We start from the raw sequence: 21,682 nt of genomic DNA on the forward strand, positions 1-21,682 counted from the left end.
TTTTTCTTACTTGTTAATAGAGTGCTCGCCTTAACTCTCTGTTGTTATGAGTGAAAGAAACCTATTGTCATCATTTATTGTTAATAAAAGAGAAAGATAAGTGTCATCAAAGCCTTCTATGATCGCGATTCAAATCATGGAGGATATATGAATCGTAAATTTAATAAGCTGACACTATTACTGCCTATCGCGGTAAGTTCTGCTCTAGTTGGGTGTTCTCAATCAACTTCAACATCACCAACGACTGCTACGCCATCTCAAACATCACTTGATGCTTTTAGCCTTCAATGCCAATCCATCGAGCAGCCAAGCGCTTCCAATGCTGAGGTAACCGGAATCAGTCTGGTTGGTCGTGCTATTGCCGACGCCCCGTTTGATACCTCAGCAGCCGAAATCGTCAGCTACGATTCATGTACCGACAAGCTTTATGTTGTGAACGCTCAAGCTCAGAAAGTTGATGTTTTATCAATGAACTCAGCTAGCGAACCAACATCTTCGGGTTCGATTGATCTTCAATCAGCGGCTGCAGCTTCTGGTATTGATATTGGTGCAGCGAACAGTGTGTCGACTCATCAAGGATTAGTTGCTGTCGCGATTGAAAATGCTGACAAGCAACAAAACGGCATCATTGCCCTTTATCGTTCAGACACGTTAGAGCTGATTACTACTTATACGGCTGGTGCATTACCGGACATGGTGAGCTTCTCGAAAGATGGTCGCTACATTGCCTCTGCAAATGAAGGTGAGCCGAATGCAGATTACAGCATTGACCCTGAAGGCTCTGTGACGCTGGTCGATTTAGCGAATGGGCCGATGCAAGCGAAAGTCACGCAGATTGATTTCAAGGTATTCAATCAAGGTCAGTCTCGCCATACAGAACTGACCGACAAGGTTCGAATCTCTGCGCCGAATGCAACGGTTGCTCAAGATCTTGAACCGGAATACCTAACATTTGCGGATAACGGAAAACTCTACGTTGCCCTCCAAGAGAACAACGCGTTGGCAGCGATTGATGTGGCGAGTGCACATGTGGATGCGATTCTTGGACTAGGCGGAAAGCCTTGGGATAACGCTAAGCTAGATGCGTCAAACAAAGACAAAAATATCGGTAATCTGCAAAGCTACACGATGTTAGAAGGCCTCTACATGCCAGATAGCATCACTAGCTACAGTGTTGATGGCAACACCTACATCGTGACTGCGAACGAAGGTGATGGTCGTGAATATGGCATCAAGACTACGCAAGAAATGTGTGATGAGAAAGGTTTTGAGTGGGACGGTGACGATTATCAAGGCACCGAAAACTACACCACAGAAAAAGACTTTTGTATCGCTTATGTCGATGAAGTACGCGGCAAGAAGTTAGATATTGACGCTAACCACCCATTAGATGGCGCATTGAAAGACAACAAGCAACTTGCACGTCTTAAAGTGATTAAGCCACAAGGGACACTCGCTGCTGACCAAAAGGTTCAAGCATTCGGCAGCCGCTCGTTCTCTATCTGGGATGAGTCAGGCGAGCTAGTGTTTGATAGCGGCGATGATTTTGCTCGAATCGTACTTGAGCAAGATCCTGCAAACTTCAACAGCACCAATGATAACAACCAAAGCGGTGACGATCGTAGTGATGATAAAGGCGTAGAACCTGAAGCGATCGAAGTGGCTGAGATCAACGGCAAGCACTATGCCTTTATTGGACTTGAGCGCCAAGGTGGCATCATGGTTTACGACGTAACACAGCCTAAGAACGCAAGTTTCATCAGCTACTTGAACAACCGAGACTTCACACAACCAGTGTGCACTAAGGTTGATGAAGACGGTGATTGCGACAACGATACTTACAACTTTAAAGCGGGTGACCTAGGTCCTGAATCAATTAAGTATTTTACGCGTTCAGGTAGCCACTTTATCGCTGTCGGCAATGAAGTGAGCGGTAGCACATCAGTTTACCGCGTTGAGTTCTAATCTCGCTTACTGCTAGCAATTAGATTGAATTAAAATAAAAGCGCCACAACTTGTTAAGTCGTGGCGCTTTTTTAGTTCATCGCTGATTTAGTCGCGATAGCAAAGGCCTATGGCTGTTGCTTAGTTGGTGCTAGAGCAATCTCACGGATACATACGTTCTGTGGTTGTTGATAAGCGAATGATACAGCGCGAGCAATATCGTCAGCTGCCAATACACCGCCCATGTCTTCTTTCCAAGAGTCGTAACCGTCTTTGATCTCTTGAGATGTTGTGTGAGATAGAAGTTCTGTTTCTACAGCACCCGGTGCGATAGTAGTAACACGAACATTTGAAGCTGCTACTTCTTCACGAACGTTCTCAGAGATAGCGTGTACCGCGAACTTAGTACCACAGTAAGCAGCGTGGCTTGGGAATGTTTTCTTACCCGCAATTGAGCTGATGTTGATGATAGTACCTGTGTTGCGTTCCATCATAGGAGCAAGTACAGACTGCATGCCGTTTAGAAGACCAATCACGTTTACATCGAACATTGTCTTCCACTCTTGTGCGTCTTGAGTATCAATTTGACCAAGAAGCATTGCACCAGCATTGTTGATAAGTGCATCTACAGGGCCAAACTTCTCTTCACCTTGTGCGATTGCTGCATCAAAAGACGCTTTGTCTGTTACGTCTACTTTTACTGACAGTGAGTTTGGTAGATTCAGCGCTTCAAGGCGATCAACACGACGAGCTAAAAGTAGCAGAGGGTGACCTTCATCGCTTAGACGACGAGCGATTGCTTCACCAATACCAGAGCTTGCACCTGTAATTACGATTAGTTTTTTCATTTTATTTCCTCTGTACTTTTATTGCGTCGGTTGGCTACGACGGGTTGTTTAAGTGCATTCGAATCAAGTGCTTGTTGCCTTGCTTCGTTGCGATGGAGGTATATTAAGGAAAATAGAATTGTTGATATATAGCGCTTTACTTGAAACACTGTTGCTGTGGTGCAACAATAAAAGTGTCTATCTCATAACTCCATTAGTAAGCTGGCGACTATGCTTAATCAAATTAACCTGTCTGATATTCGTTCTTTCGTGCTGATCGCTCGTTTAGGTAATTTCACCAAAGCGGCGGAGGAGTTGGATGTGTCTCGTTCCCACGTATCACGCCAAGTGAGCAGCCTAGAAAAGCAGATGGGTGTGACACTGTTTATCCGCACCACTCGAACCTTAAGGTTGACTCACGCAGGGCAAGATCTGTACGCGAGATGTGAACAAGCCTTAGATAATATAGACCAAGCCTTGATTGCTGCTGTGGATGACGTCGAAGAAGTACGTGGCGACATAAAAGTAAACTGTGTTGGCGGTTATCTGGGCGAGGTGATCATCGCGGATCTGGTCAATGAGTTCATGCAACTCTACCCAGACATCAGCATCAGCCTTGATTTCAGTAGTAACCGAGTCGACTTGATTGAAGATGCTTTCGATATCGCTTTTCGCATGGGAAGCTTAGAAGACGCGGGCTTTATCGCGAGGAAGCTATTGGATATTGAGATGGGAACACTCGCGAGCCCTGAGTATTTCGTTCGTAAAGGAAAGCCTAATCACCCCAAAGATTTGATTCACCATGACTGCTTAACGGGGTCAGTGCGCAAGTGGAGCTTTCAAGCTGTTGACGACACCAAGAAAACGGTCGATGTGCATGTGACTGGAAGGTTGCAATGTAAAAACGGTCGAGTGCTAGTACAGGGCGCGAAGTCGGGTAACGGGATTATTCGTGTACCTACAATCTATTGCTTACAAGAACTGAATGATGGGCAATTAGTGCAGGTGTTTGATGATTGGGTGGTGCCTAAAGTGGACTTTTCAGCGATCTACCATCGAGACCGCTATCAACCAAGCCGTATTAGAACCTTTATTGATTTCGTGAAAAGTCGCTTTGAGCAAATGCCAGTGAGCTAAGTATATTTGCTGTCTTCCGTCTTCCTTTTTTTGTCTTCCGTTTTTTGACAATAGTTGGATTGGCTTAGACTTAAATTTCGTCGATTTCGTTTTGTAGGCTTTCTAGCTGATCGAGAATCAGTAAGAACTTCTCACCAAATGGAGTGACTTGGTACTCAACTCTTGGTGGCAGCTCGTTGAACATTTGCTTATCTAAAATCCCGAACTCCACATTTCGCTTCAAACATTCATTCAGTACCTTGGTCGATAACCCTTCGACCGAACGCACCATTTCACCGGGGCGATTAATGCCATTTGCCAATAATTGGTAAACCGTTAGCGACCATTTACAGCCGTAGATGGTTTCGACCATACGAGCGGAACGCTCTGGTGCCGATTTTCTTGAAAAAAAGTTTTCCTGATTTTTCATAAAGATGTACCAATAAGTACCTACCTAACCGATTTGTACTTACTATTCATAGTGTTAGTTCAAAGCCTAAGATTACCACGTTCACATGACTTAGGAGATAACAAAATGAACTTCACTAAAAATGGTATTGCAGTAGTAATCGGTGGCACAAGTGGTATGGGCTTTGAAACAGCGAAGCAGTTAGTCGCTCAAAACATCTATGTGTTGGTTGTCGGCAATAACCCAACTAAGTTAGATAAAGCGGTGTCAGAACTTCAATCACTAGGCCGCGCGACTGGCTGGCAAGCTAATCTTTATGATGATGCGAGTGTAGCCAATCTTATTGCGCATTTAGAGTCACTTGAAGAGGGCATTGGTTACCTTGTTAATGCGGCTGGTTACTTTAACCCTAAAGCGTTTATTGAGCACCAAGAATCGGATTACGAGCAATACATGCAGCTAAACAAAGCGACTTTCTTCATCACTCAAGCTGTCAGCAAGTTGATGATCAAAAACGGTGGCGGAAACGTGGTAAATGTAGGCTCTATGTGGGCGAAACAAGCGATCAAAGCGACGCCATCTTCTGCTTATTCAATGGCAAAGGCTGGTCTACACGCTTTAACACAGCATATGGCGATGGAGCTTGCGGATCACAACATTCGTGTGAATGCGGTGTCTCCAGCCGTAGTTAAAACGCCAATTTACGAATCTTTCATTAAACCGGAAGAAGTAGATCAAGCGCTAGAAGGCTTCAATGCTTTCCATCCAATTGGTCGAGTAGGTTTGCCGAAAGACATCGCAAACAGCATCTCTTTCTTGTTGTCTGACAGTGCCGATTGGGTAACGGGCGCAATCTGGGATGTTGATGGTGGCGTGATCGCTGGCCGCAATTAATCAAGCCTAGCTTTCAATATGGGGGGATGCTTTGTTAGCAATTAGCAATTAGCAATTAGCAATTAACAGCGAAGTCTCCCCCTAGCTCGTTATTCGCGTAGAATAGACATTAGCAAGACAATAATAATTAAAACAATACTTAGAGTAAGGTCGTCATTATGTTCAACATGGACTTTTCAAAGAGACTGGTTATCGAAACCGAGAAGCTAGATTGGGTTGCGAGCCCTGCCAAAGGGGTATGGCGTAAGCCCCTAGAAAGAGAAGAGAAAGAATCGGGTCACACGACTAGCGTGGTGAAATACGATCCTCAATCTTCATTCTCTGAACACCCACATCCGCAAGGAGAAGAGATCTTCGTGTTAGACGGTGTGTTCTCAGATGAAACTGGCGACTTCCCAGCAGGCACTTACATTCGCAACCCTCCTGGCAGTGCGCACTCTCCATCGAGTAAAGATGGCTGTACGATCTTGGTTAAGCTTAATCAGTTTGATGTGAGAGACTTAACTCAAGTTCGTATCAATACTCAAGAAACGGAATGGCTTCCGGGTATTGGTGGTTTACAAGTGATGCCACTGCATGGTTTTGAACACGAAAATGTTGCCTTGGTGAAATGGCCCGTTGGCGAACGTTTTCAGCCGCATCGTCACTTTGGTGGTGAAGAGATCTTTGTGTTGTCTGGCACTTTTAAAGATGAGCATGGCGAGTATCCAAAACACACATGGATGCGCAGCCCGCACATGAGCGAGCATTTTCCTTATGTGGAAGAAGAGACCGTTATCCTAGTGAAAACAGGGCATCTGCCATTGGATTAAATGAATGCTCAGTAAAAAGATGAGAAAGCCGCATTGTTTTGAACAAGCGGCTTTTTAGTTTTTATATGTGAGCTGACTAGTAAGCGACACCAATACGTTGGCGTGGGAACTTGCCAGCTTCTAGTTCATCAATCATCGCGATAGCGTAGTCGCTGACGGATATTTTGCTGTTGCCATCTTCGTCAGTGAGCAGTTGATCACCACCTGTGCGGTAGGCTGATAGCTTATCGCCCGGGAAGATTTCCGCAGCAGGGCTAACGAATGTCCAGTTAACCTTGTCATTAGATTGTTTGAACACTTCAAGCGCTTCACCCTGTGCTAGTGCTTCGTTTTTGTAATCTGCTGGGAAGTCAGGAACGGTCACTAACGGTACGTTTGGTGCTACTTCTAATGAGCCTGCACCGCCAACCCACAACAAGCGCTCGATACCGATACTTGGTAATGTGGCTAGCAATTTAGTCGCAGTGTTTTTTACGATGTCGTGATTACCTAGAGCACGTCCGCCAATCGAAGCGATAACCGCATCAACGCCTGTTAGCGCGGCCGCTAAGCTTGCTGCTTCATCTTGTAAATCAAATGAACGAACTTCAACATCATTGGTTTCTACACGGCTTTCATCTCTTACGACAGCAACCACGTCGTGACCACGAGATTGAGCTTCTTGAGCGATGTGACTACCAATCCAACCTGATGCGCCTAATACTGCAATTTTCATAATGTCTCTCCAATTATCTAATTTATTGAGTCGTTTTCTCGACAGCCATTGCAGTCTAATAGCTCACTAGGTTGCGATAAATATCGCAAAATGATGTAGATTGTATCCATATAGTGATCTAATAAGGTTAGGTTAGCAGCTAAACAGCTCAAGGAGAGTGTGATGGATAGGTTGACGGCAATGCGTAGCTTTGTCGAAGTTGCGAATTGTGCCAGTTTCACTCAAGCGGCTGAGCATTTGGACATGAGTCGGTTGCAGGTTTCACGTCATGTTCAAGAGATAGAAGGGTGGTTGAAGCAGAGGCTATTACATAGGACGACTCGAAAGGTGAGCTTGACGGCGGCAGGGGAAATCGCTCTGCAGCGCTGTGAGAAAATCCTCCATGAGACCGCTGAGCTAGAAGTTACTTCACTCAATCAAACCGATGATCTTTCCGGAACCATTCGAATTGCTGCCCCCATTGGTTTAACTCAGCACATGTTGTTGGATGTGGTCGAACAGTTCACCGACCGCCACCCTAATATCACGGTCGAACTGTTTGCCTCAGACCGTTTTACCCAGCTAGTGGATGAAAGGATCGATATTGCACTTCGCTATACGGATCAACCTGACGATAGTTTGATTGCACGAAAGCTAATGGTAATTGATTCAGTAGTGTGTGCCTCGCAAGCCTACTTAGACAAACATGGTGAACCTGAAACGGTCGAGGCGCTTCGACAACACAATTGTTTTCGTCACTTGAATGTTTCTAAGTGGGATTTTGTTAAGGATAACCAGCACTATTCGGTTGAGGTGTCTGGCACCATTAAGGCTAACGATGTTGGGGTGCTAACTCGCGCCGCACAGCACGGAAAAGGGGTGGTTCGTTTACCTTGTGACTTAGCCAATCCACTGATCGCTAATGGCAAATTGATACGCATATTGGATGATTTTGTTTCGCCAAGCAGCGTTCTTTGGGCGGTGTATCTATCTCGCAGTTACCAGCTTCCGATTGTTCGTCAGTTCATTGATTTTGCGGCACAAGCTTGGGCTAGCGATATCAAGTCTGGTGATGTTTGAAACTTCATAGGCAATGATACATAGCGATAGAAATTTAAAAGCCCATAAATACAAAAATCCGATATCAAAGGTGATATCGGATTTGAACTCAATAATTCAGAGTTCCAGCACGCTCTCCTCTCACGAAGTCTTTAAATGTAATGATGTACGGATAATCGTGTATTTATGACCGTTTCATTGGTGTCTGGTAAAGGCTGATACAAGCTTCTAGTAATGTCGGATAATACTTGGTCATAGACTTGGGACACGACGCTAGAGATATCACTGGTTAACTCGTACATGCTATCTGCCGGTTGGGTCGCTTCGTTGCTTGATGCGATCTCTGTGAGTGCATGCATCGCACGTGTACAAATTGGTGAGCCACTACTGATAGGGCAGATAATCGATAATTGGTTGAGTTTTCTGTGTGTCTGAGATGCGTAGAATTTGAATCTCGCATACTCCTCAGGCTTCTCCATATCAGGTATGCACATGCGTAACTTGGTCAGGATCTCCATGCAATCCAAGATCTGTTGCCAGTTCATGTGGTACTCACGGCTCATGTCTTCTCGTTCAGACTGAATCAACCAAATGATCATTACCTCATCCATTAAGAACATGCTGTGGCGAATTGTTTTGCCATGAATCGATTGGTTACGCACCAAGCTGCGGTTTTGCCAGTCGCTGTGCATGGCAATGAGCTTAAGGTGATAGATGCGATACATAGGGCGACTATCAAACGAAACATGAGATTGAAGCAATTCAGAGACCTCAAGTATGTTGTCGTAAATCTCGTTCACTTTACGAATCGAGTCGCTAGACAATTTATACGCCAGAGCGTAATGCGTTGCAGCGCGATGTTTACGTGATAACAACAATAGCTCTCTAAGTAGAACTAAGGTTTCAAACCTGTGTGATAACGCAGTTTGTCTCTTCCTTGAGAAATGAAACAGGGCTGCAAGTACTAATAGGGATAAACCCACTGAAATAACTACAAACATATTCAACTCCTAACATTTGTATACCTACTTAGTGGTAGTGCAGACACCGTGCCAAAATAAATAAGTGTTATATTTCATTGATTTATGTTTTTACTTTAATCATGGATGATCAATCATGGTGCATGACTTCACCATTCGGGTGAATGTTTCTCATATTTTGCAGGATTTTTTGAGAGGTTACGCTTTTCTAACGATTAGGTTGGGGAGGTTTCGATAAGTAGAGACACTTTGACGATCCACCTCTGGCTTGTTTCAAGCTGCAGAAATTAGAAAGGCCTCACCCCTTATATGCTTTTAACTATAAAAAGCAGTAAGAGTGAGGCCTTTCAGTGTTCATTTCGCAGTGTAGTTACCTTAACTGCTAAGTGTTTAGCATTGAGGGTTAAACGTTAAGCAAGCTTGAGGTCGAACTCAGTGCGGTACATCACCATATCTTCAATGGTCAGTACTGGCATGTTGTGCATTTTACCGAAAGCCACGATCTCTGGCGCTTTTGCCATCGTGCCGTCTGGGTTGGTTACTTCACATAGTACGCCTGCTGATTGAAGACCAGCCATTTGCATAAGATCCACAGTGCCTTCGGTGTGACCGCGGCGAGCAAGTACACCACCTTTACGAGCGCGTAGTGGGAATACGTGGCCAGGGCGAGCAAGGTCAGTAGGCTTAGCTGTTGGGTTTGCAGCTGTCTTGATCGTTGTTACACGGTCAGCGGCAGAAACACCTGTCGTTACGCCAACTTTTGCTTCGATAGTTACGGTAAACGCAGTTTGGTTTGCGCTGTTGTTATCAACAACCATCGGTGGAAGTTCAAGTTGGTTCGCTTGCTCGTCAGTTAGACACAGGCACACAATGCCGCTACATTCGCGGATCATAAGCGCCATTTGAGCATTCGTCAGGTGTTCTACTGAGTAGATGATGTCGCCTTCGTTCTCGCGATCTTCATCATCGAGTAAAAGTACGCCACGACCTTCGCGTAGAGCTTGCAGTGCGTTTTCAACGCGAGTGATTGGTTCGCCAAATTCGGCAAGTAGTGAAGACTGATTCATGGTTAAACTCCTAAAATATCACCAGAATCAGGGCTGTATGAGGGATCTCAACCGAGCACAACAAAGCCTACTCATTACAAGAGGGTTTAGCTCATTATGGTTTTATCCAAAACGAAATGCACCCGTCTAAGCTGGAGGCATGAACCCAATAAATGGGCGCGCCTTTCCAACGTAAACGAGTGTGTTTTCATTCTCTCTCATCCGGACTATGACCGTCGGCTCTGGCATCTCACCAGATCTGCTGACCTCGACGAATCGAGCGCTCGCGGGCTTATCTTTAGATTTTGCTAAGGACATACCGCCGGTGGGGAATTTCGCCCCGCCCTGAGAATAAAAATTAATAATCTGTTTTGCTTTTGAAAGCAGACCAGATGGTAATCCTTTCAATAGTGGATTTAAAGGACTGACAGCAAAGTTTTTAAGATTCTGGCCGTATAACCCAGTAAGTGTTCACTTTATCAGCAGAACGTGTCAGGCAGTCTTTAGTGGGGTGATGCCTTTGTCTCGTCTGGTTTCAGTGGCCTTTGCTGCTCTATGAACATAAGTGGATGTTAAATGTTATTGGTGTTGGCGTGGCTGTTCACCGAATCAATACTCGATAGGTCTACTAATCGAATATTGTTACACCATGACGGCTGACTGACCGTTTTGACATAAAATTGATATTGGCGATGCTAAGCTGCGATAGCATCCGACCACTTCATCTAAAAGATTTTAGCCATGACTTCTCTGTTCTCTAACAAATCCAAAGGCTTATTACTGCTTGTTCTTAGCTTGTATTCCCTCGTACCATTTTTGATCTTTGGATCCGACTTCGACCTAGGAAGTGCGGTTTTGCCTTTCTATGGTGCTGTGATGACATTTGTGACTTACTCTGCGGGTAATCAGGGCTTCCTAATCACACTCGCGGTACTTTCTTTATTGGTGTTGACGCTAAAGTTCTCAAAAGCAAAGTTAGTCAGCCTTTGTCTGCAGCTCGGTGTCTTGTTGGTATTAAGCTTTGCAGCGAAGACATTTCTCAAATCATCAACAGAGAGTCCACGCCCATATACTGAGTATTTGGTTACCCAAGAAGTAGTTGAAATGCCAGAGCTGTTTTATGAGCTGCCTTTGGTAGAAAAAAACGCCGCGATTGAATCTGTGCAAGAGAAGGTCAGCGATTGGAGAACTCGTCATTGGTTGGGTGAAACGGACTACTCTTTCCCGTCTGGACACATGATCTTCGTCGGTGTGTGTTTGGCATTCTTTGGCGGATTGTTCCTAGAGGCGAAACGCTTTTACCTAGTCGGCGGTTTGTTGGTTTGGGCTGGTGGTGTCGCCTATAGCCGTGTTTGGCTTGGTATGCATCGACCTGAAGATTTAGCGGCGTCTATCGCCTTTGCGGGGTTAATTTATTTATTGGTGCCACTGATTCCAACGAAAAAGATAGAACCTTTATTGCCGCAGTTTTTAAGAGAGTCTTAAGGTTTTAAGAGCTGCCTAAGTTTTTAAGATGTGCATAAATCTATATTTAACAAGCAGAAATTCTGGTTACTGATTGAGCCCGAGTTCTGCTTGTTTCTTTTTGGTTAAACCTAAGGACACAATTCGGTGTGACTCTGTGAGGTAGTATTTCAGCTCCTCATCCCTTTCTGACGTGCTCTCAAAAAGCTGAATCCATTTCATGCCACGCGAAGCAAAGTAGGGCGCGGGTTTATAGCCCGGTTCTTCTTTGAGAAAATCGAAATTCTGGTCGGACGCTTTGAAGATAAACGCAGGCTCATCTTTCGGCCCCCAACCTCCAATGGCAAACACTTTCCCTCCCACTTTCCAAACGTGAGAGTTATTCCACTGCATCACATAGCTGGTGGCGGTTTGTGATTCACAGAATGTATTGAACTCATCGTATGTCATAGAACGCCCTTTCAATAGTTTGGTGGTGGATCTGTGTGTTTGTTGTTTTATCGATGTTTCTGCTTCGAGTTAGCCAGCTAAGCCTTGCCAAATGGCAGTAAAGCCGCTGATAGAACATAGCAACAAAGAGCCGATACGTATCTTTTCTTTAGGAATGCTTTGCGTAGTCAATAACGCCACTTTGTAACCCAACCAAGCCGCAGGAAGCAACGGGATTGTGATGATCAAATGGTGCACAGTGAAGAAGCCAATCGGGATCTGTACCAGTAATGAAATGATAGAACTAAACACAAAAAACGCAGAAAGGTTACCACGAAGCTGATTGGCATCTTGGTGTTGAAGCAGTAGTGCCATTGGCGGCCCACCAATGCCTGAACTGGTACCGAAGAAGCCTGAGAAGAACCCCGCGATGCCCATTTTGGCAGGCGTCGGTTCTAACCTAAACGGAAGTAAGCTAATAATCACGGCAAATACTACCAATAAGCCTAACCACAGTGACAAAACGCTTGTTGATACCATTACCAACAAAGCCCCGCCAGCCAATGAGCCCGGAATTCGGCCCAATAGTGCGATTTTCAATCCGCCAATAGAGATATTTGCTCGGTGTTTAAACGCGTTGAATACAGAAATGAAAAGACCAACAAGACAGATAGGCGCGGGTACATAGTCAGGCGAGACCAAAAACAACAACGGGGCAGCCACAATAGCCAAGCCAAAGCCGATTGCGGTTTGCACAAACGAGCCGACAAAAATGAGTGCCATCGCGATAAGAGCGGTCTGATCTATGTATTCCATAAGCCTGCGGATAAGTTCTAAAGGAGCGAACGAATACTATAAAGTAAAACAGCAGGAATAGTCTTATTATTCAGTGAGGTTTATGCCAGTTTCGCTAGTTATAATTTCTACTATAACGACCAACAAAAAAGCGAGTGAGTATCTCAGGATGCTTCCTTTCAATACTCACTCGCTTTATTGGAACGACTTGTTTACGCTAGTGGGGGAGTCAGCATAAAACGTTAAGCCATTGCCAATTTCAGTCGCTCAATGGGCTTGTCATTGATTGGTAAATGGATAAGTGCTGCTGCAAATGCCAGCACCACCGTTGACCACCAGATTGGCTCGTAAGAACCGTAGTAATCGTAAATACGACCACCCACCCAAGCGCCTAAGAAGCTACCCACTTGGTGAGTAAAGAATACCAAGCCGTACAACGTTGATAGGTAACGGGCACCGAAGATCTGACGAACTAAGCCAGACGTTAGTGGAACCGTACCTAGCCAACAGAAGCCAATTGCCGCACCAAAGATTGCTGCGGTTGATTCAGTGACTGGCAGAGTGACAAACGCACCAATAACCACAGTACGCACTAAGTACAATGCCGACATTACATGACGCTTACTGAACTTATCGCCCATTACACCCCAGAAGTAAGATCCGAAGATGTTGAAGATACCGACATAAGCCAGTGCCATCGCTGCGCTACTCGCAGGCAAGTTCTTGTCTGCTAAGTAACTTGGTAAGTGCGTTGCGATAAACATCACGTGGAAACCACACACGAAGAAGCCTGCGTGAATCAGCCAGTAACTTTTGTTAGAGAACGCTTCAGACAACGCTTCTTTTAATGTTTGATTGTCTTCTGCTTGAGCCTGTTTGCTTGATGCCGCTTTGGGCGCACGCATGAACAGTGCAAAAGAGATCATCAAGCAACACAATACGCCAAACACTTGCATTGCACTCTGCCAATCGAATTCGTTCAACATGTATTGCGCGGCAGGAATCACCGCGAACATACCAAATGAACCGGCAGCCGTGGTTAAACCGAATGCTTTAGCTGCGTGTTCTGCTGGCACTACTTTCGCGACAGCGCCTAATACAATCACATAGCTTGTTGAACTTAGTCCAAGGCCAACCAATGCGCCCAATGAAACGTAAAGCATGCTTGATTCGGTAGAAATTGAGGTAAGAAGTAAACCCAAACCGTAAGCACATGCACCAGCGATAATGATGCGTCTTGCTCCCCATTTGTCAGCGGCCATGCCCACAAAAGGTTGGAACACACCGAACAGCAGGTTTTGTAGAGCAATGGCGAAGCTGAAAAACTCACGGCCAGTGCCGAAATGATCTGAAATTGGCATCATGAAAATGCCGAATGATTGTCTGATCCCTAGACTGATAATAAGTGTGCCGATCCCAAGCCATACCAGTAAAGGAAAACGGAAAATGCTCATTCTAATACTCTTAAATTAATGGTGGTGATGTGAGTGGTCTTGCGCTGACATGTGTTGGTCAGTCATCTTATGGTGATGCTCGTGTCCAGAGTGCTCATGCGCTGACTGCTGGTGGCATCCACTGCTCACGGCATGCTGCGCCAAGAGATCAATCAATGGCTGACTGTGATGCACAATAACCAAACTAATGACGAGGAATAGCGTCATTCTGGCCAGTTGGGCAAAAAGAGATTGTGAAAACATAAGGTGTTTACATGCGCTCAATGTTGTAAGAAGTCGCGCATCATAATGACGAGTAGGGTATGTATCAAATGACCTTTTGTGATTTAGTCTATGCGTTTTATGCATAGATATATGCATGGTTTTATGTGTCGCTGGAATTGGGATGAAACATGACCAATAAATAGGAAAACGCTAAGCTAACTGATTCAGCTATAGAAGCCTATAATTCAGAATAGATACTTAATTTCATGTTCGTAACTGATTGCTTTATTGAGGTATTTCACAAAACTGTAAAAACTAATATACAAACTAATCACCTCGCAAGATTGGCTATTCGCTCGACTTATCTGCTAAACATCGTAAATTTGGGCGTAAATCGTTTCAACTGACTGAAACGCGATGTTAAAAGATTCAGGGAGAGTCATTCACATGGATAAAGATCATAACCTTCGCGAAAATTTACTGGCGCTGATCTTAGGTAGCGCATTGGTATCACTCGGCGTTATCTTTTTCAATCAGGTCGGTTTGCTCACCGGAGGCACGGCTGGTCTAGCGATCTTCATTACCAAAGTGACAGACTTGAGCTTTGGCCAAGTGTTCTTCGCACTTAACTTACCTTTCTATATTTTGTCGGTCGCTCGTATGGGGTGGCGCTTCACTATCAATACCTTTATTGCCGTTTCGATTGTTTCGTTCGCCGTGGATCATTTGTATCACGTGATTCAGATTGCCGAAATCCATGCACTGTATGCAGCGTTACTTGGCGGTGGTTTAATTGGTACCGGCATGCTGGTGATCTTCCGTCACAAGATGAGCTTGGGTGGCTTCAACATTCTGGCGTTGTTCCTACAAGAACGTTTTGGAATTCGAGCGGGTAAGGTTCAGATGGCACTAGACTGCACGATTGTTGTGCTGTCACTGTTTATCGTTGATGTGTCATTGGTTCTGTTGTCTGTACTGGGCGCGATAGTCACCAACTTGATTCTGGCGATGAACCATAAACCGGGGCGCTATCAACCAGTCGTTAAAGCGGAAGCGGCGTAGCTGAGTTCGCACAAGCATTAGATTCGCTCAAGCTTTTGGTTCGCTCAAGTACTAAGCTAGCTTAAGCAAAGTGACTTACAGATTATGAAAACAATAAAGCCAGCATCAATTGCTGGCTTTGTTCTATTTAAATAAGAGGTTTGAGCTAATAACTATCAGTACTTCTATTAACACTTACCGCAATCGGCGTCCGACTTAAGCTCACAATCAATCACATTGCCTTGCTTATCCAGTGACAAGTTACAGCACTGTTCGAATAAGTTCTTAAGATCACCACGACTTTTCTGAACGCGAGATTTCACCGTTGAATAGCTTATGTTTTGTGCCTCTGCGATCTCTTTCTGGCTTTGGCCTTTGATATCAACAGCAAGCAGTAGCGATGAACTTTGTTCTGGTAGCGCCTGAATAAACGGCTCAATACACAACGAAAGCTTCTGTTTAAACTCAGAATCGTGGTCTAAATCGGCAAACCAAAGATCTTCAGCATCAATTTCGCTGTCACGCTGTTGGCGTGCATGCTTACGGTAGAAGTCGATAACGGTGTTGTTGGCTAACTGGAATAGCCACGATTTCACACTGCTCGCATCTTGTACCTTGTCTAAGTTCTGATAGGTCTTAATTAAGATATCTTGGAGCAAGTCGTCTACATCCGCAGAGTTGTTGACCTTTGAATGTAGGAATGACTTTAATGCTTGCTGATATTCGGCCCAGACTTGTTCGAGCTTCAAAGGTGCCTTATTCAAAGGTGCTTTAGTTGCACTGTTCATTCACGCAACACTCGTCTTGTAAGAAATCAATCACGCCTTCTAGGCATTCATACTCTGCCACGCAGAATAAGGTTCTTCCCTCACGTCTTTGGCTGATTAGGCCCGCCGACGCTAGGCTTGAAATGTGGTGAGACAAGGTAGAACCGGGGATACCGAGTTCTTCTTGTAGGCCGCCAACTGCAATGCCTTGGTAGCCAGCTTTAACGACACTTTTATAGATAGTCAGGCGGATGGGGTGCCCCAACTCTTTAAGTGCTTTCGCAACGACTTCTAAGTTCATATTAACTCCTCAAGATTTAATTTCGATAATAGTCGAAATGTAAACCAAATACAAATGTAAAAAGCGTGATTATGTAAGTCATTGAAAATCCGTTCTTTTGAAATTCAATTCGATTTTTATCGAAATAAAGCTTGATCTGTTACTAAATATTTCTATAATTCGAGAATATTCGAAATTAAGGGTTGGTTACTTTCCTCATAGAGTCCGGCCTTCAATCCAGTTTGGAGTTAATTATGAGCAATGAAATGTTAACAATGCTAAAAGACGCACTTGATATGTTCGCTTTCTTAGCAGTAGAGCTAATCATCCTTTTCTTGGCGATCAGCTACATTGTTGGGATTCTGCAAGAGTTTCTTACACCAGAGAAGATTCAATCTATTCTGAGTTCGCGTAACGGTAAGGGTTATGTGGTTGCAGCGCTACTGGGTGCGATTACGCCTTTCTGTTCATGCTCGACTATTCCTTTCTTAAAAGGATTGCTACGTGCACGAGCGGGTTTCGGTCCAATGATGGTGTTCTTATTCGGTAGCCCACTATTGAACCCAGTGATCATTGGTTTGTTCGTGATTACGTTCGGCTGGCAAGTCGCTGTGTTCTACTTCCTAGTAGCAATGACAGTATCGGTAGTGGCAGGTTACGCACTAGAGAAGCTAGGTTTTGAGCGTTACGTAAAAGCAGAAGCGTATGAATCAACAGGTTCTGCTTCAAGCTGTGGCACTAGCTGTGGTGACTCTGCTCCTAAGAAAGCAGCACCAGTAAAAGCTGAATCTTCATGTGGCACAAGTGCATGTGGTGAACCTGCACCAGTAATGGCGAAAGAGACATCTTGCTGCGATTCTAAAAAAGAAGAGCCACAAGTTACTGTTTCATGCTGCTCAGCGGATGGAAGCGCGACTGCTGAAATCGTAGAGAAGAAAGAGCCTAGCCGTTGGATGAGAATTTGGTTCTCAACTTGGAAAGACTTCAAACAAGTTTTCCCTTACCTAATGATGGGTATCGCGATTGGTTCATTCATCTACGGCTTCATTCCTACAGACCTAATTGCACAGTACGCTGGTGAAGGTATGTGGTATGCGATTCCTGTAGCCGCTGTGATTGGTATTCCACTGTACATTCGTGCTGAAGCAGTAATTCCACTAAGTGCTGCTCTAGTTCAGAAAGGTATGGCGTTAGGTTCGGTAATGGCATTGATCATTGGTAGTGCGGGTGCAAGTTTGACTGAAGTTATCCTGCTTAAATCAATCTTCAAAAACCAAATGATTGCAGCATTCCTATTCGTTATCCTAAGCATGGCGATGGGTGCAGGTTTCCTATACAGCTTCATCTTTGGTTAATCAGGTCTGATTCCTAGATAATCCGATTGATAACAAAAAAGAGCTCACTTAGTTGAGCTCTTTTTTGCTTAGGTTATCCGTCTTGAAATGAGTTTAACAAACCCCACGTATCAGACTGGGTTTGGTATTGCCGCTGAAGTACCGTGTGCTGCGAAAGCATTAGTCGCTAACACATCACAGTGGTGACGATTAATCGCATCGCCATAATTGTTAGTGATTCCGGGAAACTGAAAACGATACATTGGAATACCGTAGCGACGCTCTCTCTGCTGACCGATTCGATCTTTGCTTGTCCACAGCAGTCGGTTTTTCGCAGTGTAAGTCATGCCGTGCATTTTATTGAAGTACTCTTCGTGACTGCGCATCTGCTCGTATAGCTCGATGATGCGTTGTCGGGAGAAGTTTAATGTCGTACTCGCTTTAAGCTGGGTTCCCCAACCGGTTAATACCTTTTCCATGAAGTCTCGTGTGACGAGGCCAGGGCCAGTGAGTAATCCTGCACCTTTGCTTCCGCCAGAGGTATTGGCATTACCGACCAAAGTGCCGTGTCGACCAGGCATGTAGGTTGTATAGTATTTAGTTGAAGGGGACAAGCGGGGCATTCTTGCTTTAAAAGCGAGTGAGCGTTCATCTTCAGCGAAAACACATACTATCTGTTTAACGTTTTTACCGAGTAATTTGTAATCCTTGAATGCGTTCATCCCTCCGGGTACGGGATCACAAGCAAAGATGTTAACTGGGATGTGGCTAAGTTCTGGATCTTTGAGCATACGGTTCGCCAATTCAAAACAACTTACACCACCGCGGCTCCAGCCCACGATGTTCACTTGGCTAATCGGTTTACTTTGGCGCTCAATCGCTATGTTTTGTTGGCGCGCTGCCATACCGTGTTTCAGGTCAGCCGCTAATTCCTGTGAATCTTTTAACCAATCTTGATACTTTTGGTTGGTTGCCAAAGGCCAAGCTGATTTTGCAGGGCGAGATTCACTAAGCAGTCCTTTGGCTCACTTCATGTAGTCATTTTTATCTTGTTGGCTCCCGCGCAAGATATTCAGCACATGGCGCTGTCGATACCTTTGCCTAGCAACGTTCCTTTAACTCCGGAGTACATGTCATCTTTGCCTTGCTTCAACCATTCGTTTTGATTCCCACTGCCAACTCAATCCACTTTAATGTAGTCAATCATGTCTCTGCCAGTCGTATTCTTCGCTAACGTAGAAATCAACTCGCCTGACACGTAGTTTTTATGATTATTGTCTTCTGAGTTGGACCCTGTTCCACAGAAGAATACGGTGAAAATTGACATACATTCCCTTAAATTAATTCACCGGATTTATCGGAAGTATAACTGTCGAATCAAAAGGTTGGAGAGAAATGTCTATTTATTCGCAAAGGTCAGACCAAAAGGCATTAGAAATGGAACCAAGCGCAAGTTTTATAAATGAGTTGTTTGGTCAGTTCTATTGGACTCTTGAGCTCGGTTATACCCGTCAAGAAAGATCAATCGAAGTGTCACAATACTCAACGCTATTTTGTCTAGTATCAAACAGCAGGCTGATTTTGCTCTAGTACCGAAATCTGAAGCCTACACTTTGTATAGATACTTGTTGTTCAGGGGCAACCTATGAATTTCGGGTAATTTATAACAGATCGCTTACGAGCTTAGATTGAGGTGTATAGGAGGGAGTATGTTCGCAATACATAGGGAATATGAGTTACAGAATCAGCAACATTTTCATGCCCACATTCAAGTAAAGCCAACCGGAAACTTAGAGTTTGAGATTTTAGAGTCTCATGAACATCATGATACCGACTTTAATCACTTGTCTTTTGAAGCTGAAAAAGGGAAGACTAAAGTGCTTGGACGAGATGAAAGTGGTCAACAGACAGATTGGCAACTTTTATTGGCAGAGGAAGATGCAAAAGAGCTTAATCATCTGGTGGTGTTGGTGTCTGAACAATATGAGACGTTAATGCGAGCTCTCATGTGACGGAACAAGCTGGCGATAAACTACAATTGATTATCGGCACACCAAAATCAAAAGCCCGGTGAATAACCGGGCTTTGTTCACTGTGGTTTGTTAACTGTAATTGTGTTTTCGAGTTAGAAACCGCGAATATCTAGCTCATTGTTGATCAACACGACGCACTGAGAAGCGAACAGCATATTTGGACCCAAACTGATTTTCTCTGTTCCTAGACGTTTTAAGCTGTTGTAGCTTTTCTTCGGCATAGGGATGTGGTCAGTTAGAAGGAAACATGGGTTTTCAGCAATCTCTGCATCACGGATAAAGTCACCTTTCTTATCCATCATGTACAGCTGGTGGTCTTCAGCCAGTTCTTTAACCAGCTTTTCAAAACTCATAGTACGAACAGTGATGCCCGGTTCAACCTGACGCGTCTGCTCTTTAGTCATACCTTGAGAAGCGTCAACCGCTCTTACTACCGCTGATAACAATGCAGACTCGTGGAAGCCACCAATGTTGGTGATCTCATTTGAATCGAATGTAATCGTACGTGAAAAGTCTTTAGTGCTTTCTAGTACAAGGTGCACGGTGACATTCTCACGGTGAGATTGAGCAACGAAGATCGTGTTCATCAGAGTATGAGCCAGAATCTCAGTATGAGCATCTTGCCCAACACCTTCTAAGATAAGTTTGCTCTCTGTAGGGGCTGCGCGAGCGCGTAATACAAATGAACGCATGGAATGTACCTTGTCAGTATGTGATAAAGCGAAACGGACTTTATCAACATGAATTGATGAATAACCAAAATTGTGGCGGTATGTAACTCTTTTCTATTAATGAAGTCAAATGGAGTTGCACTTAGCACCAACCCGCGAACTTTGAGTATTAAATAGAGAATGACCACATTACAAGACGGTAAGGGTTGAAGCGAACCAATGTTTACATAGATAGTATGCGCAAAATTATAAAGTGACTTACATAAGGAAGCTGTCGGTGAAGTTACAGAAGATTAATAAAGAAGAATATAGAAAGAAGATGAACCTGTTGTTGGTGTCATTAGTTGGGTCACTTGCATTGTTTGCCATTGTATTCGGCACCATTCTGATCGAATTGTTTGGCTCGGCGACTTCAATTACTGGTGAATCGACAGGGAACTTTCATTTGAACGTACTTGGGGTGATCTTATCTGTCGCTTTGAATGCGTTTATCGCAAGCCGAGTGAAAGGGCATGAGTATTTCAAAGAAGCGCTTTATGTTTGGAACCTGAAACAAATCCACAATCAAATCTATCGTAAGCTCAAGCGCATTCAGCCAAAAGCGGAACAAGGCGACCGAGACGCGCTGACTATCCTTTACTTCTATTACACTACGCAAAAACAGGTATACGACCTAGACAATAATACGTTGACGATAAAAACGGTTCAGCAGTCGCTAGATAACATCGTAGAGCTGAGTGATAAATGGAGTATTGAACTAGATATAGAGGTATTTTCGAAAGATTTAGTCGCAAAATTTTAAGTGATATGCCTGTAATTGTATGAGCTTTGACCTGTGAAAGACGCTTTTGACGTAAAAGTAGACACTTAAGCAACTTTTTTGAATTTTTATCAAAAAAGGGGTTGCCATGTTTACGATGATCTCTATAATGCCGCCTCACTGACACGGCAGACGCCACAAGGCTTCAGCGGTAATCAGTAAGACGGAAAGTTCGAAACAAATTAATTTTAAAAAGTGTTTGACACTTAAGATTAAATCGCTAGAATTCACGTCCGCTTTCAAGGGTTTCTTTGTAAAAAGAAAGTTTCGATAAGCAAAGCTCTTTAACAATTTAAACCTATCAATCTGTGTGGGCACTCGTTGATGAATATCAAAACGTTTTATCGTTAGATAAAACAGATTCTTCGGAATCAAAATTGATTTCAATGAACTGAGTGACCAATACGTTTAACTACTTGTAGTTATTCGGCACAGTCAATTCATTACCATTCTGTTCCTATTTATTTAAGAAGAGAGGGGTAGTAGCTTTAGAATTACATGTTTACTTCGGTAAATATTAGTTTTGAAGTCAGTATTCGTTGAGTCACAAAATCTTAAATTGAAGAGTTTGATCATGGCTCAGATTGAACGCTGGCGGCAGGCCTAACA

Annotated in this window: 23 protein-coding genes, 1 pseudogene and 1 riboswitch; of the genes and pseudogenes, 10 read left to right on the plus strand and 14 right to left on the minus strand. The window is 44.1% G+C overall.

Annotated elements, in window-relative coordinates:
* The first annotated feature begins 147 nt into the window (after positions 1-147).
* Positions 148-1,965: a choice-of-anchor I family protein gene (locus ACED45_RS10425; protein WP_371713958.1), complete on the plus strand. Its 1,818-nt coding sequence runs from the start codon at positions 148-150 to the stop codon at positions 1,963-1,965.
* 107 nt (positions 1,966-2,072) lie between these two features.
* On the opposite strand, the gene ACED45_RS10430 is transcribed toward ACED45_RS10425, so the two are convergent.
* Positions 2,073-2,792: an SDR family oxidoreductase gene (locus ACED45_RS10430; RefSeq protein ID WP_004733012.1), complete on the minus strand. Its 720-nt coding sequence runs from the start codon at positions 2,790-2,792 to the stop codon at positions 2,073-2,075.
* Between the two features lie 210 nt (positions 2,793-3,002).
* On the opposite strand from ACED45_RS10430, the gene ACED45_RS10435 reads away from it, so the two are divergent.
* On the plus strand, positions 3,003-3,908 hold the full coding sequence (locus tag ACED45_RS10435; protein WP_371713959.1) for a LysR family transcriptional regulator: 906 nt from the start codon (positions 3,003-3,005) through the stop codon (positions 3,906-3,908).
* A gap of 70 nt (positions 3,909-3,978) precedes the next feature.
* On the opposite strand, the gene ACED45_RS10440 is transcribed toward ACED45_RS10435, so the two are convergent.
* Positions 3,979-4,317: a winged helix-turn-helix transcriptional regulator gene (locus ACED45_RS10440; RefSeq protein ID WP_017069808.1), complete on the minus strand. Its 339-nt coding sequence runs from the start codon at positions 4,315-4,317 to the stop codon at positions 3,979-3,981.
* Positions 4,318-4,422: 105 nt separating this feature from the next.
* Here ACED45_RS10440 and ACED45_RS10445 point away from each other — a divergent pair, with 105 nt between their 5' ends.
* Both ACED45_RS10445 and ACED45_RS10450 read left to right on the plus strand, forming a co-directional pair.
* Entirely contained in the window at positions 4,423-5,190 is a 768-nt protein-coding gene (locus tag ACED45_RS10445; RefSeq protein WP_017069809.1) for an SDR family NAD(P)-dependent oxidoreductase, read from the plus strand.
* A 158-nt stretch (positions 5,191-5,348) separates the two neighbouring features.
* Positions 5,349-6,002: a cupin domain-containing protein gene (locus ACED45_RS10450; RefSeq protein ID WP_017069810.1), complete on the plus strand. Its 654-nt coding sequence runs from the start codon at positions 5,349-5,351 to the stop codon at positions 6,000-6,002.
* Between the two features lie 76 nt (positions 6,003-6,078).
* Here the strand turns inward: ACED45_RS10450 and ACED45_RS10455 are convergent, their stop codons facing one another.
* Positions 6,079-6,717, minus strand: coding sequence for an NAD(P)-dependent oxidoreductase (locus ACED45_RS10455; protein ID WP_136985572.1), 639 nt, complete (start codon positions 6,715-6,717; stop codon positions 6,079-6,081).
* A 162-nt stretch (positions 6,718-6,879) separates the two neighbouring features.
* Between ACED45_RS10455 and ACED45_RS10460 the strand changes: the two genes are divergently transcribed.
* Entirely contained in the window at positions 6,880-7,776 is an 897-nt protein-coding gene (locus tag ACED45_RS10460; protein ID WP_048663766.1) for a LysR family transcriptional regulator, read from the plus strand.
* Between the two features lie 131 nt (positions 7,777-7,907).
* On the opposite strand, the gene ACED45_RS10465 is transcribed toward ACED45_RS10460, so the two are convergent.
* Together ACED45_RS10465 and ribB are read right to left on the minus strand one after the other, a co-directional pair.
* Positions 7,908-8,756, minus strand: a complete 849-nt coding sequence (locus tag ACED45_RS10465) for a hypothetical protein (RefSeq protein WP_371713960.1) — start codon at positions 8,754-8,756, stop codon at positions 7,908-7,910.
* Between the two features lie 389 nt (positions 8,757-9,145).
* Positions 9,146-9,802 carry a 3,4-dihydroxy-2-butanone-4-phosphate synthase gene (ribB, locus tag ACED45_RS10470; RefSeq protein ID WP_004733029.1) on the minus strand — a complete coding sequence of 219 codons (657 nt, stop codon included), beginning with the start codon at positions 9,800-9,802 and terminating at the stop codon, positions 9,146-9,148.
* A 185-nt stretch (positions 9,803-9,987) separates the two neighbouring features.
* Positions 9,988-10,138, minus strand: a riboswitch (FMN riboswitch).
* A gap of 384 nt (positions 10,139-10,522) precedes the next feature.
* Here ribB and ACED45_RS10475 point away from each other — a divergent pair.
* Positions 10,523-11,266 carry a phosphatase PAP2 family protein gene (locus ACED45_RS10475; RefSeq protein WP_371713961.1) on the plus strand — a complete coding sequence of 248 codons (744 nt, stop codon included), beginning with the start codon at positions 10,523-10,525 and terminating at the stop codon, positions 11,264-11,266.
* A 66-nt stretch (positions 11,267-11,332) separates the two neighbouring features.
* Here the strand turns inward: ACED45_RS10475 and ACED45_RS10480 are convergent, their stop codons facing one another.
* The 4 genes from ACED45_RS10480 to ACED45_RS10495 all read right to left on the minus strand — a co-directional run bounded on the left by ACED45_RS10480 (position 11,333) and on the right by ACED45_RS10495 (position 14,166).
* The gene (locus ACED45_RS10480) at positions 11,333-11,695 is read right to left on the minus strand and encodes an MmcQ/YjbR family DNA-binding protein (RefSeq protein ID WP_048659032.1); all 363 of its coding nucleotides are present in this window, start codon (positions 11,693-11,695) and stop codon (positions 11,333-11,335) included.
* Between the two features lie 69 nt (positions 11,696-11,764).
* The gene (locus ACED45_RS10485; RefSeq protein ID WP_165901731.1) at positions 11,765-12,490 is read right to left on the minus strand and encodes a sulfite exporter TauE/SafE family protein; all 726 of its coding nucleotides are present in this window, start codon (positions 12,488-12,490) and stop codon (positions 11,765-11,767) included.
* Positions 12,491-12,711: 221 nt separating this feature from the next.
* Positions 12,712-13,923: an MFS transporter gene (locus tag ACED45_RS10490; protein WP_136984074.1), complete on the minus strand. Its 1,212-nt coding sequence runs from the start codon at positions 13,921-13,923 to the stop codon at positions 12,712-12,714.
* Between the two features lie 15 nt (positions 13,924-13,938).
* Entirely contained in the window at positions 13,939-14,166 is a 228-nt protein-coding gene (locus tag ACED45_RS10495; RefSeq protein ID WP_080967410.1) for a hypothetical protein, read from the minus strand.
* 408 nt (positions 14,167-14,574) lie between these two features.
* Between ACED45_RS10495 and ACED45_RS10500 the strand changes: the two genes are divergently transcribed.
* Positions 14,575-15,189: a YitT family protein gene (locus tag ACED45_RS10500; RefSeq protein ID WP_017065874.1), complete on the plus strand. Its 615-nt coding sequence runs from the start codon at positions 14,575-14,577 to the stop codon at positions 15,187-15,189.
* 167 nt (positions 15,190-15,356) lie between these two features.
* Here the strand turns inward: ACED45_RS10500 and sigZ are convergent, their stop codons facing one another.
* Entirely contained in the window at positions 15,357-15,956 is a 600-nt protein-coding gene (gene sigZ / locus ACED45_RS10505) for an RNA polymerase sigma factor SigZ (protein WP_371713962.1), read from the minus strand.
* Positions 15,940-16,236: an ArsR/SmtB family transcription factor gene (locus tag ACED45_RS10510; protein ID WP_004733042.1), complete on the minus strand. Its 297-nt coding sequence runs from the start codon at positions 16,234-16,236 to the stop codon at positions 15,940-15,942. The genes sigZ and ACED45_RS10510 overlap by 17 nt, the downstream gene beginning before the upstream one ends.
* Before the next feature lie 233 nt (positions 16,237-16,469).
* On the opposite strand from ACED45_RS10510, the gene ACED45_RS10515 reads away from it, so the two are divergent.
* Positions 16,470-17,570 carry a permease gene (locus tag ACED45_RS10515; RefSeq protein WP_371713963.1) on the plus strand — a complete coding sequence of 367 codons (1,101 nt, stop codon included), beginning with the start codon at positions 16,470-16,472 and terminating at the stop codon, positions 17,568-17,570.
* A 110-nt stretch (positions 17,571-17,680) separates the two neighbouring features.
* Here the strand turns inward: ACED45_RS10515 and ACED45_RS10520 are convergent.
* A pseudogene (locus tag ACED45_RS10520) lies at positions 17,681-18,702 on the minus strand (hypothetical protein).
* A 27-nt stretch (positions 18,703-18,729) separates the two neighbouring features.
* Positions 18,730-18,876 carry a hypothetical protein gene (locus tag ACED45_RS10525; protein WP_240698786.1) on the minus strand — a complete coding sequence of 49 codons (147 nt, stop codon included), beginning with the start codon at positions 18,874-18,876 and terminating at the stop codon, positions 18,730-18,732.
* 382 nt (positions 18,877-19,258) lie between these two features.
* Between ACED45_RS10525 and ACED45_RS10530 the strand changes: the two genes are divergently transcribed.
* Positions 19,259-19,561, plus strand: coding sequence for a hypothetical protein (locus ACED45_RS10530; protein ID WP_371713964.1), 303 nt, complete (start codon positions 19,259-19,261; stop codon positions 19,559-19,561).
* 113 nt (positions 19,562-19,674) lie between these two features.
* On the opposite strand, the gene trmY is transcribed toward ACED45_RS10530, so the two are convergent.
* On the minus strand, positions 19,675-20,274 hold the full coding sequence (gene trmY, locus ACED45_RS10535) for a tRNA (pseudouridine(54)-N(1))-methyltransferase TrmY (RefSeq protein ID WP_004733046.1): 600 nt from the start codon (positions 20,272-20,274) through the stop codon (positions 19,675-19,677).
* A 256-nt stretch (positions 20,275-20,530) separates the two neighbouring features.
* On the opposite strand from trmY, the gene ACED45_RS10540 reads away from it, so the two are divergent.
* Complete coding sequence (locus ACED45_RS10540; RefSeq protein WP_017070390.1) at positions 20,531-21,055, plus strand: DUF3087 family protein; 525 nt, start codon at positions 20,531-20,533, stop codon at positions 21,053-21,055.
* The last annotated feature ends 627 nt before the right edge of the window (positions 21,056-21,682 follow it).

This window comes from Vibrio crassostreae, from assembly GCF_041439375.1.
Classification (GTDB): domain Bacteria; phylum Pseudomonadota; class Gammaproteobacteria; order Enterobacterales; family Vibrionaceae; genus Vibrio; species Vibrio crassostreae_D.

What these genes read in the sequence shown, in the direction of transcription:
- ribB (WP_004733029.1), bottom strand. Translation starts at nt 9,802, where the DNA reads ATGAATCAGTCTTCACTACTTGCCGAATTTGGCGAACCAATCACTCGC.
- ACED45_RS10475 (WP_371713961.1), top strand. Translation starts at nt 10,523, where the DNA reads ATGACTTCTCTGTTCTCTAACAAATCCAAAGGCTTATTACTGCTTGTT.
- ACED45_RS10485 (WP_165901731.1), bottom strand. Translation starts at nt 12,490, where the DNA reads ATGGAATACATAGATCAGACCGCTCTTATCGCGATGGCACTCATTTTT.
- ACED45_RS10530 (WP_371713964.1), top strand. Translation starts at nt 19,259, where the DNA reads ATGTTCGCAATACATAGGGAATATGAGTTACAGAATCAGCAACATTTT.
- ACED45_RS10430 (WP_004733012.1), bottom strand. Translation starts at nt 2,792, where the DNA reads ATGAAAAAACTAATCGTAATTACAGGTGCAAGCTCTGGTATTGGTGAA.
- ACED45_RS10440 (WP_017069808.1), bottom strand. Translation starts at nt 4,317, where the DNA reads ATGAAAAATCAGGAAAACTTTTTTTCAAGAAAATCGGCACCAGAGCGT.
- ACED45_RS10500 (WP_017065874.1), top strand. Translation starts at nt 14,575, where the DNA reads ATGGATAAAGATCATAACCTTCGCGAAAATTTACTGGCGCTGATCTTA.
- ACED45_RS10435 (WP_371713959.1), top strand. Translation starts at nt 3,003, where the DNA reads ATGCTTAATCAAATTAACCTGTCTGATATTCGTTCTTTCGTGCTGATC.
- sigZ (WP_371713962.1), bottom strand. Translation starts at nt 15,956, where the DNA reads ATGAACAGTGCAACTAAAGCACCTTTGAATAAGGCACCTTTGAAGCTC.
- ACED45_RS10525 (WP_240698786.1), bottom strand. Translation starts at nt 18,876, where the DNA reads ATGTCAATTTTCACCGTATTCTTCTGTGGAACAGGGTCCAACTCAGAA.
- ACED45_RS10480 (WP_048659032.1), bottom strand. Translation starts at nt 11,695, where the DNA reads ATGACATACGATGAGTTCAATACATTCTGTGAATCACAAACCGCCACC.
- ACED45_RS10490 (WP_136984074.1), bottom strand. Translation starts at nt 13,923, where the DNA reads ATGAGCATTTTCCGTTTTCCTTTACTGGTATGGCTTGGGATCGGCACA.
- ACED45_RS10445 (WP_017069809.1), top strand. Translation starts at nt 4,423, where the DNA reads ATGAACTTCACTAAAAATGGTATTGCAGTAGTAATCGGTGGCACAAGT.
- trmY (WP_004733046.1), bottom strand. Translation starts at nt 20,274, where the DNA reads ATGCGTTCATTTGTATTACGCGCTCGCGCAGCCCCTACAGAGAGCAAA.
- ACED45_RS10460 (WP_048663766.1), top strand. Translation starts at nt 6,880, where the DNA reads ATGGATAGGTTGACGGCAATGCGTAGCTTTGTCGAAGTTGCGAATTGT.
- ACED45_RS10510 (WP_004733042.1), bottom strand. Translation starts at nt 16,236, where the DNA reads ATGAACTTAGAAGTCGTTGCGAAAGCACTTAAAGAGTTGGGGCACCCC.
- ACED45_RS10465 (WP_371713960.1), bottom strand. Translation starts at nt 8,756, where the DNA reads ATGTTTGTAGTTATTTCAGTGGGTTTATCCCTATTAGTACTTGCAGCC.
- ACED45_RS10450 (WP_017069810.1), top strand. Translation starts at nt 5,349, where the DNA reads ATGTTCAACATGGACTTTTCAAAGAGACTGGTTATCGAAACCGAGAAG.
- ACED45_RS10455 (WP_136985572.1), bottom strand. Translation starts at nt 6,717, where the DNA reads ATGAAAATTGCAGTATTAGGCGCATCAGGTTGGATTGGTAGTCACATC.
- ACED45_RS10425 (WP_371713958.1), top strand. Translation starts at nt 148, where the DNA reads ATGAATCGTAAATTTAATAAGCTGACACTATTACTGCCTATCGCGGTA.
- ACED45_RS10515 (WP_371713963.1), top strand. Translation starts at nt 16,470, where the DNA reads ATGAGCAATGAAATGTTAACAATGCTAAAAGACGCACTTGATATGTTC.
- ACED45_RS10495 (WP_080967410.1), bottom strand. Translation starts at nt 14,166, where the DNA reads ATGTTTTCACAATCTCTTTTTGCCCAACTGGCCAGAATGACGCTATTC.